Consider the following 206-nt stretch of genomic DNA (forward strand, 5'->3'; position numbering starts at 1 on the left):
TGAAATAGGCGCTACGAAAGTAGTGGCCTGTCAGTATTTTGAGTGAGCGACCCGTCAGCAATGACGGTGGCAGAAATGCCAAATAAACAGAGATTAAACTGAAGAGTTTGATCCTGGCTCAGATTGAACGCTGGCGGCATGCCTTACACATGCAAGTCGAACGGCAGCGCGGGGCAACCTGGCGGCGAGTGGCGAACGGGTGAGTA

1 rRNA gene is annotated in these 206 nt (G+C 52.9%); it reads left to right on the forward strand.

Annotation, left to right across the window (positions count from 1 at the left end):
* Positions 1-95: 95 nt before the first annotated feature.
* Positions 96-206, forward strand: a 16S ribosomal RNA gene (locus tag GEV02_RS32740); the annotation flags it as partial.

It is taken from the genome of Rugamonas aquatica, from assembly GCF_009380215.1.
GTDB classification, from domain to species: Bacteria; Pseudomonadota; Gammaproteobacteria; order Burkholderiales; family Burkholderiaceae_D; genus Rugamonas; species Rugamonas aquatica_B.